The organism is Arsenophonus sp. ENCA, assembly GCF_002287155.1.
Classification (GTDB): domain Bacteria; phylum Pseudomonadota; class Gammaproteobacteria; order Enterobacterales; family Enterobacteriaceae; genus Arsenophonus; species Arsenophonus nilaparvatae.
In genome coordinates this window covers 1-1888 of the sequence record NZ_NHNG01000625.1, presented here as the reverse complement: position 1 = coordinate 1888, position 1888 = coordinate 1, and the positions used below count along the sequence as shown (strand labels likewise).

2 protein-coding genes and 1 pseudogene are annotated in these 1888 nt (G+C 48.7%); all 3 read left to right on the top strand.

Annotation, left to right across the window (positions count from 1 at the left end; translation table 11 throughout):
* Positions 1-123: 123 nt before the first annotated feature.
* Positions 124-648: pseudogene (locus CBG25_RS16100) on the top strand (conjugal transfer protein TraN); the annotation flags it as partial.
* Complete coding sequence (gene traF, locus CBG25_RS16095) at positions 645-1406, top strand: type-F conjugative transfer system pilin assembly protein TraF (RefSeq protein WP_290607894.1); 762 nt, start codon at positions 645-647, stop codon at positions 1404-1406. The pseudogene CBG25_RS16100 and the gene traF (CBG25_RS16095), both read left to right, overlap by 4 nt.
* A 2-nt stretch (positions 1407-1408) precedes the next feature.
* Positions 1409-1888: conjugal transfer protein TraF (gene traF / locus CBG25_RS16090; RefSeq protein WP_290607893.1), on the top strand; the 480-nt coding region annotated here is incomplete at its 3' end.

The following is a 1888-nucleotide window of genomic DNA, read 5'->3' as shown; positions in this document are numbered from 1 at the left end:
AAACAACGTTTTTAGAGGGCGAGGAGTGAATTCAGAAAGCACGGGGGTAATTTTATATGATTTCCAGAAGTTCAAGGTACCACCATTCTACCCGATATCGATTTGCAGCCGCTAGGCTGCTTCCTTGCCAAAGCCGGTAAAGACATCAGTGGGGATGGCGAAAATATCAGCGCCTTTACCGGTAAACCGATGGCGTGCCGTAAAACGGCGATTGGTTTTAGTAATTGCTGCAAAAGCAGCGGTTGGGGACATGATATCGGTCTTGCCAGTTGTGACAATGAAGAAAAAGCGATTGGTAAAGCCAAAGAAAAAGGTCTGGTGGTCGATGTCGGGGAGTTTTGCGCCGAAGACGTGTTAGGCGTCTGTTTGCGTAAAAAGCACAGCTATTGCGTGTTTGACAGTAAGCTCGCGCAGATTGTGCAAGCGCAAGGTCGGGGTGGTCAACTGGGCGTGGGGTTTGGTAGTGCTAAACATCCCGATTGTCGCGGGATGACCATTGACGAGTTGCAACAGGTTAAATTTGACACGCTGGATTTCACTGAGTTTTATGACGAGCTCAATAGCAACACAACACTACCGGATAGCAAAAAGCTCACTGAAAAAATCAGCCAGCAGATTAAAAACGAATTACAGGGTCGACAACCATGAAGCACCTTCTGTTAAGTGGCTTGCTGTTATCTGCGGTGGTTACCGCAAAGCCCGACGATGGGTATCACTATTCCCCTGCGGTCGGCTGGCACTGGTATAACGAACCGGCACCGCAACAGGAAACGCAGGAAGCACAGCCATCACCACAAAAAAGACTGTCAGCGGTGGAAACCATGCAAAAAATCAAAGCCCTGGGCGATGAATTACGCAATGCCGCGGTGCTCGACCCCAAATCACCGCAGAAAGTGGCGCGCTGGATAGCGTTTCAGAACTACTGGTCGGATAACGCCAGCCAGTTTTCAGCCACCTGGCAGAAAGTACTACTACTGAAACCGGAACTCGATTACAACAACCGGCATTCACATTATAACGCCACGGCAACCCTGTCCTATGCCCAGGAGCGCAAAGCCCAAGCCAGTGCCATTAAAGCCGTCAATGAACGCTATGGGGTCTTTTTCTTCTATCGTGGCAAGGTACCGTTGGATGCGAAATTAGCACAGGTGGTGCGGGAATTTGCCGAGCAATACCAGATGGCAGTGATGCCAATTAGTGTTGATGGTGTTATCAATCCCGAGTTACCTAACAGCCAGAAAGACCGAGGACAGGCGGCGAAGATGCAAATCCGCTATTTCCCTGCGCTCTTTTTGGTTGACCCGAGCACGGGCAGCTACCACCCACTGGCTTATGGTTTTATCAGTCAGGATGATTTAGCGAAACTACTGTTAAACCGTGTCACTGATTTTGCGCCGAGGGATTAACGATGAAAACACTATTTGCTTTTTTTGTACTGCTTTTTGTCATCCCCGCTAACGCGGCCGTGATTGACGAAATCGCCGCACTCGAAAAACACAAGGCGGTAGCGACTAGCCTCCAGAATAAACAACAGATAGAACCAAAAGCGAAGCCACAGACCTTTCACTTATCAAACGGAAAGGCACTTAACATCACCCATTGGCAAATCGTGCATTTTATGAAATCCGATTGCCCGTTTTGCCAGCAGTTTAACCCAGTTCTCAGTAGCGTCGCAGAGCAACTTAATATGCCGGTTTTTGTGTACAGTTTTGACGGACTGGGTGATAGCACTTTTAACAACGTATTACCGGTGACCCCCGCAGTGATTGGGGAATTTTTCCCCGAATTACCGCAAGTAACGCCAACAGATTTTATTGTTAACACCCAAACGCTGGTCGCCATTCCGGTTTCGCAAGGCATTATGAGTGCGACTGCGTTTAATAACCGG